Annotated in this window: 9 protein-coding genes; 6 read left to right on the forward strand and 3 right to left on the reverse strand. The window is 35.5% G+C overall.

Annotated features, from left to right (window positions below; genetic code table 11):
- Window positions 1-35 precede the first annotated feature (35 nt).
- Window positions 36-1,070: an RluA family pseudouridine synthase gene (locus tag WBN21_RS03885; RefSeq protein ID WP_424197984.1), complete on the forward strand. Its 1,035-nt coding sequence runs from the start codon at window positions 36-38 to the stop codon at window positions 1,068-1,070.
- A gap of 334 nt (window positions 1,071-1,404) precedes the next feature.
- Here WBN21_RS03885 and WBN21_RS03890 read toward each other — a convergent pair whose 3' ends face one another.
- Window positions 1,405-1,839, reverse strand: coding sequence for an RbsD/FucU domain-containing protein (locus tag WBN21_RS03890; RefSeq protein WP_424197985.1), 435 nt, complete (start codon window positions 1,837-1,839; stop codon window positions 1,405-1,407).
- Window positions 1,840-2,020: 181 nt separating this feature from the next.
- Window positions 2,021-2,434 carry a nuclear transport factor 2 family protein gene (locus WBN21_RS03895; RefSeq protein ID WP_424197986.1) on the reverse strand — a complete coding sequence of 138 codons (414 nt, stop codon included), beginning with the start codon at window positions 2,432-2,434 and terminating at the stop codon, window positions 2,021-2,023.
- A 213-nt stretch (window positions 2,435-2,647) separates the two neighbouring features.
- Between WBN21_RS03895 and yaaA the strand changes: the two genes are divergently transcribed.
- Together yaaA and WBN21_RS03905 are read left to right on the forward strand one after the other, a co-directional pair.
- Window positions 2,648-3,406, forward strand: coding sequence for a peroxide stress protein YaaA (gene yaaA / locus WBN21_RS03900; protein ID WP_424197987.1), 759 nt, complete (start codon window positions 2,648-2,650; stop codon window positions 3,404-3,406).
- Window positions 3,407-3,455: 49 nt separating this feature from the next.
- Window positions 3,456-4,181, forward strand: a complete 726-nt coding sequence (locus WBN21_RS03905) for a hypothetical protein (RefSeq protein ID WP_424197988.1) — start codon at window positions 3,456-3,458, stop codon at window positions 4,179-4,181.
- Window positions 4,182-4,322: 141 nt separating this feature from the next.
- Here WBN21_RS03905 and WBN21_RS03910 read toward each other — a convergent pair whose 3' ends face one another.
- Window positions 4,323-4,457, reverse strand: a complete 135-nt coding sequence (locus WBN21_RS03910) for a 30S ribosomal protein THX (protein WP_424197989.1) — start codon at window positions 4,455-4,457, stop codon at window positions 4,323-4,325.
- A gap of 97 nt (window positions 4,458-4,554) precedes the next feature.
- Here WBN21_RS03910 and WBN21_RS03915 point away from each other — a divergent pair, with 97 nt between their 5' ends.
- From WBN21_RS03915 to WBN21_RS03925, 3 genes are all read left to right on the forward strand, one after another.
- A complete protein-coding gene (locus WBN21_RS03915; RefSeq protein WP_424197990.1) occupies window positions 4,555-5,232 on the forward strand; it encodes a uracil-DNA glycosylase family protein in 678 nt (225 codons plus the stop codon).
- A 175-nt stretch (window positions 5,233-5,407) separates the two neighbouring features.
- Entirely contained in the window at window positions 5,408-6,706 is a 1,299-nt protein-coding gene (locus WBN21_RS03920) for a DEAD/DEAH box helicase (RefSeq protein WP_424197991.1), read from the forward strand.
- A gap of 15 nt (window positions 6,707-6,721) precedes the next feature.
- Window positions 6,722-6,891: DUF6500 family protein (locus WBN21_RS03925; RefSeq protein WP_424197992.1), on the forward strand; the 170-nt coding region annotated here is incomplete at its 3' end.

Raw genomic sequence — 6,891 nt, forward strand, 5'->3', positions numbered from 1 at the left:
GATTTGGTGCTTGGTAATGGAAACCGCCCGTAAAAATGGACGAAAACACACCTAAATTACCAGACGAAAATAATCTTTACGAACACCACGCATTTACGGTTGATAAAGGGCAAACGCCACTTCGGATAGATAAATATTTAATGAATTTTGTTGAAAACGCAACGCGAAACAAAATACAAGCTGCTGCAAAAGACGGCAGTATTTTTGTTAACGATGTGGCCGTAAAAGCAAACTACAAAGTAAAACCCTTCGATAAAATTAGAGTATTATTAGCGCATCCGCCATTTGAAAATTTATTGGTTGGTGAAGATATTGATATAGATGTGGTTTATGAGGACGACGACCTGCTTGTTGTAAACAAAGAAGCTGGCATTGTTGTGCATCCGGGACACGGAAACTACTCTGGAACGCTTATAAATGCCTTAATTCATAGGTTTGATAATTTACCAAACAACTCGAGTGAACGCCCAGGATTGGTGCACAGAATTGATAAGGATACTAGTGGACTTTTAGTGGTTGCAAAAACCGAACAAGCCATGGCATATTTATCGGCACAGTTTGCCAATAAAACGAGCGAACGCGAATACATTGCACTTGTTTGGGGCAATATTGAAGAGGAGGAAGGCACCATTGAAGGCAATATTGGCAGACACCCCAAAAACCGACTACAAAACACGGTTTTTTTTGACGAGGACGAAGATAAAGGTAAGCCAGCCGTTACCCATTACAAAGTTTTAGAGCGTTTAGGCTACGTTACTTTGGTGTCTTGCAAGCTCGAAACGGGCCGCACGCACCAAATTCGTGTGCACATGAAACACATTGGACACACCCTTTTTAACGACGAGCGTTATGGAGGCGAAAAAGTTCTAAAAGGCACCACATTTACTAAATACAAACAGTTTGTTGATAATTGTTTTAAGGTATTGCCACGTCAAGCACTACACGCCAAAACATTGGGTTTCGAGCACCCAACAACAGGCAAATTTATGCAGTTCGAATCGCCAATTCCTGACGATATGCAGCAATGTATCGAAAAATGGCGCAGCTACTCAAAACATCAAGACATCTAAATTCCTGAGAAGGTAGGAATCTTTTAAATTAGGGTTATTCACTTTATAATTTGGGCGCCTGCCTGCCGGCAGGCAGGTTACCACAAGGGTCGGGCTTTTCGCAGTTGCTTTTTTGTGTTGCATACCTGCCTGCCGGCAGGCAGGGGTGCAACAACACAAAAAGAGCTCCAATAAATGCTTCAATCCCTGCCTGCCGGCAGGCCTAACGCAGCATCACGTTAACCATTAAACTATTGTTTATTTCGATAATAAGAGCAATAGCATCATAGTTCCAGATAAGAAACTATGTGATATTCTAGTTTTTTACTTGTTTCCGTAAATAAACTTTAAGCCATTAAAAATTTCTTTCTTCAGCCATTTTTACAACACCAACCGTAAGAATTAAATTAGCAAACCGACGTTGTTCGCCGGTTTGAATAATTAATGTGGTGTTTACATCTCTAATTTTGTCGTAAAAAGCCCAGCGTTCCATTTCGTTCCAAGTAACATCACCCAGTAATTTTTTATAAGCATAATGAATTTCAGCGTTTGCTTCCGCTGGTTTTTCCATAACAATAGCGCCTTGCACAGGGCAAACTTCAAGAATACCCTCAAGTACCGTAAGCGCATCCAATAATCCCGGACGAAAATTTAGGTGCACGGTGGTCGAATTAGGACCAGACATGGCGCCAACAGGTAAATTTCCATCGGCAATAACAACTTGGGCAAAATGTCCTGATCGCGCAAGCGCTTCCATAATGGTTGGATGTATAACTGGAGTTTTTAGCATAATTTTTTCTTTTGATAATTATGTAAATATAAAACACTAGGTTGAAACTTGTGTTGGGTTGCTGTAAATTGTTATTTATTCGTGTTAGTTAAAAATATTTTGCTTTTTGGGAGGTTCGTTTATCGTGGGTTACGAATATGAAATCGTTACGATGTTTTATCACCGTTGTTGTGCGTTGACTTTATTTTTCTAATAGGTCAACTAATTCTCTAGCTAGAACAGTATCGTATATAATCTTTAGTTTACTAATTTTATTTAGAGCATCGAATTCAATGATATCAACAACATCAAATTCCACTTTTTGATCATTTTTTAAAGTCCATTTATAGGTAAAGTAAAGAGCTAATTTATTTGATTCAGTTTCTTCAAAAATTCCTTTTAAGTGAAGTTCTGAATTTGTAGTGTCGTTATTCAATTCAAGATAAAATTCCTCCGCTTTTTTAACTCCATATAATGGCGAATCAACCATGCCATTTTGATTAAATAATGCTATTACTTGTTCAATGTTTCCGTTTTCAAGGTGAGTTAAATAATCCTTGGCTATTTCCTTTTTATTCATCAATTTATTAAATTTTGAGTGTGATTTTTCGGCCATCCTTCAATGTGATTTATAGATATGAAATCGTTATAATGAATTATATCTGGTGTTAAACGAAGCTAGTTAATTTTTCGGACAATCTCAATAACATCAATTCAATCTATATCCACATCACAAATTATTCTAAGCTTAAATTTTTAAAGTGAATTAGTAGTTGTAAATTTGGAATTAATTGTATCAATTTCCCCTTTGGGGAATTAAAAGGGGAATATGAAATTAGTATTATCACCAGCAAAATCTTTAAATTTTGAAAGTCCGTTACCAACGGCAAAACATACCGAACCTCAGTTTTTAAAACAATCTGAGCGTTTAAATAAATTGCTTAAAACAAAATCGGCTAGAAGTTTATCTAAACTTATGGACATTTCTGAGGCTTTGGGGCAATTAAATTTCGAGCGTAACCAAGCTTGGGAATTACCCTTTTCAACCGACAATGCAAGACCTGCCATGTATGCTTTTAACGGCGATGTGTACAGAGGTTTAGATGCTTATACTATTCCAGAAACTAAATTAGAAACTGTTCAAAATACAGTTCGGATCCTGTCAGGTTTATATGGCGTTTTAAAACCAACCGATTTAATCCAACCTTACCGCCTAGAAATGGGGACCAAATTAAAAGTGGGCACTAAAAAAAATCTTTATGAGTTCTGGAAAAAGGATATTACAAAATCCTTAAATGAAGAACTTGAGGACGATGAGGTGTTTTTAAACTTGGCCAGTAACGAATATTTTAAAGCTATAGATACAAAAGCTTTAAAGGTGCCAGTTGTAACGGCTAATTTTAAAGAATTTAAAAATGGCCAATATAAAATGATTTCGTTTTTTGCAAAAGCAGCTCGGGGTATGATGGCGCGATATGTTGTGGATACTAACGCAAAAACAATTGATGATTTAAAAGGTTTCAATTATGATGGTTATAGTTTTAGCGAACCCATGTCAAAAGGAAACGAATTGATTTTTATCAGATAACTTTGTCATTCATTTGCAGTCTGGCATCCACTTTTTAAAATAAAGTTTAATGTATTACTATTTAATAATTGCACTTCAAGTCTATTGCTTATATCATCTCTACACAAATAGAAATGCCTATTATTGGTGGTTTGTAATTCTTTTTTTAGGTCCAATTGGTTGTGCCATCTATTTAATTACCCAGGTTTATAATAAACGTGATGCTGAAAAAATCACTACTGAAATCATAAACGTTATTAGCCCAACAAAAAAAATCAAAGATTTAGAAGAGCGATTAGAATTTTCAGAAACCTACCAAAATCGAATTAATCTTGCCGACGCTTATTTAGATATCAAGGATTACAACCATGCGATTACTCATTATTTAGAGGCTATAGAAGACAAATCCCAAAATAACTTTTACGCTACAAAACAGCTTATTGAAGCCTATTTTAATGTTGAAGATTGTAGCAAGGTTATTGAATATGTAGAAAAAATAAAAGACCATCCGGAATTTAAAAAATCAAGAACACAGTTTTTATACGGCATAGCCTTGGAACGGGAAGGTGAAATGGAAGCAGCAGAAGCTAATTTAAGAGCCATTGATGTTAGATACTCGTTTTATGATGAGCGGCTCATTTTAGCCAAATTTCTTATAAGTATTGAAAAGAAAGACGAGGGTCTAGAAATATTAAAAGATGTTCAAACCGAGTCTAGCCATATGGCTCAACCCAATAAACGATTATATAAAGCAACTATTTTGGAAGTTGATAAGCTTTTAAAAGAAATGGCTTAAAAAAATACGGCTGACTAAAAAGTGTTTTTAATGTCATTCTGAGTGATAGCGAAGAATCTTAATTAGCTTTTTCTCAGAATTTTAATTTTTAAAAGATGCTTCGTTTACATTCAGAATGACACTTTTTGAACAGCTTTTTTTTTATTTTGGTGTAGCCTTGTTGCTGATGCCAATTTTAGTTTCAATGGATCGTCTTTTTTTTACTCTTGGTCTTCTTGCACCAAAAGTGCCTCGGTTTATTTTACCACGTTTTGTTTTTTTATCGCCTTTTCCCATGAAATTATATTTTTTTCATTCCCTCGAAGGAGGGAATCTCATTATCTTTAGTTCTTATTAAGATAAGAAATTTAAAGCAGAAAACCTAGCTAAACCTATGTTTAAACACAAACACCCATACAAACCATTCATTAAAAAGGACACTACAAAACTAATAGTGGGTACATTGCCGCCGCCAAGGTTTTCAACGGGTGAGCTTCTAGAAAAGGATGTCGATTTCTGCTACGGAAGTTATTACAATTCCCTTTGGCTATTTATAGATAAAATTCACGATTTGGGTTTGCGTTATGATAATTCCGATGAAGCCATTGAAGAACGAAAGTTATTTCTAACAAATCATAAAATTGGTGTTTGCGATATTGTTGATAGCGCAGATCGCGAAAAAATTGATGCTTCCGATTTAGGTATGCAAAATATCAAACTTCGGGATATTATTGGCTATTTAAAGGCCTACCCAAATATTGATACGCTTTTGTTTACGGGAGGAAATAGTAAAAACGGCCCTGAGTATTTCTTCAGAAGGCATTTAAAAACTTATAATTTAAAACTGGAATTGGTACATAACGAGGTGCCGCGCATTCATCAATTCACGTTGTGTCATACTGAGGGCAGTCAAAGTATCTCAAGAACAATCAAAACCGTATCCCTAACTTCCGGATCTGGAGCAGCAAATATTTCAATAAGTAGAATTCCGCTTTATAAACAGCTAAAAGCCAAAAAACCAGATTTCAACACTTTTGATTTTCGAGTGATGCAGTATAGGGAGTTTATTTAACGCATAGCATCATTCCGAATTCATTTCAGAATCTCATAATTATTCCTAAAAATTAAAATAAAAAAGGACTCTCTGAAAATTAGCTGTACATTTGCCGCTTAATTAGAAGGAGATTGAATTCATATAAGGTTTATAATCTCAAATGTCCAAATAAGGACCTTCATAAACACACTATATGTCATTTCAATCTTTAGGCTTATCTGATGCCTTACTAAAAGCAGTTAGTAAAAAAGGATACACAACCCCAAGTCCAATTCAACAAAAAGCCATTCCTCCAATATTAGAAGGTAAAGATGTATTGGCATCGGCACAAACAGGAACAGGGAAAACAGCAGGTTTTACATTACCGCTTTTACACATCCTTTCTGAAAATCCGAAAGAAAAATACAGACCCGTTCGTGCGTTAATTTTAACACCAACGCGCGAATTAGCTGCACAAGTATATGCTAATGTTCGAGAATATAGTGAGTTTTTAAACTTACGAAGCGCGGTGATTTTTGGTGGTGTTAATCAAAAACCACAAGCGGCGACTATGCGTCAAGGTGTCGATATTTTGGTAGCCACGCCAGGACGTTTATTAGATTTGCAGAGTCAAGGTATTATATCGCTTAAACGTGTAGAAATATTTGTTTTAGATGAAGCAGATCGCATGCTTGATATGGGCTTTTTACGTGATATTGAAAAGGTTATTAAATCGATGCCAGAAAAGCGTCAGAATTTGATGTTTTCAGCAACCTTTTCAAAGGACATAAAAAAGTTAGCTCATGGGATTTTAAATCATCCAGTACAAGTTGAAGCCACACCTGAAAACACGACTGTTGATGCCATTTCCCAAAAAGTTTATAGAGTTGCAAAAGGTTTGAAAACGGGATTGATTATTAAGTTAATTTCCGACGGAAACTGGAAACAAGTTTTAGTTTTTACTAGAACTAAGCATGGCGCAAATAAGCTTTGTGAAAAAATGGTTAAATCTGGAATAACAGCAGCGGCCATCCATGGAAATAAAAGCCAAGGTGCAAGAACAAAAGCATTGGCAGGTTTTAAGACTGGAAAAGTTCGTGTATTGGTAGCAACAGATATTGCTGCTCGTGGCTTGGATATTCCGTTATTACCGCATGTTATTAATTTTGAATTACCTAATATCTCTGAGGATTATGTACATAGAATTGGTAGAACGGGTAGAGCAGGTGCAAGCGGTGAAGCTATATCTTTAGTTAGTGCAGATGAAACGACGTTTTTAAGAGATATTGAGAAGTTAATTGAAATGAAATTACCAGTTGAAGTTTTAGAAGGTTTTGAACCTGATCCTAATGCTTCAACAGCACCAATAAAACAAGGTCAAGGTCGTCAAAATAGAAACTCAAGAAATTCTGGAGGCTCAAATAGAAATTCTGGGAATTCTAATAGAAATTCAAGTTCTAATAAAAACAGTAATTCTAGAAGACCGAAACGCAATAGCGATAGACGAAATTAAGACTAACCAGTTTGCATGCAAAAGATTCTAAAAGATAAAATTATTGAAGTTTGTAATAAGAAAATTGCAGCAAAAGGCGACCATGTAGGCATATCATTCTATGCGTTTTTTAAAAACAAAAATGATAACCCAGAATTATTAATGGAAGCCGCCACTTGGTGGATAGAAACTAATAAGTTAGACCA

Origin of the sequence: Algibacter sp. (assembly GCF_049667265.1) — a bacterium.
Classification (GTDB): Bacteria; Bacteroidota; Bacteroidia; order Flavobacteriales; family Flavobacteriaceae; genus Algibacter_B.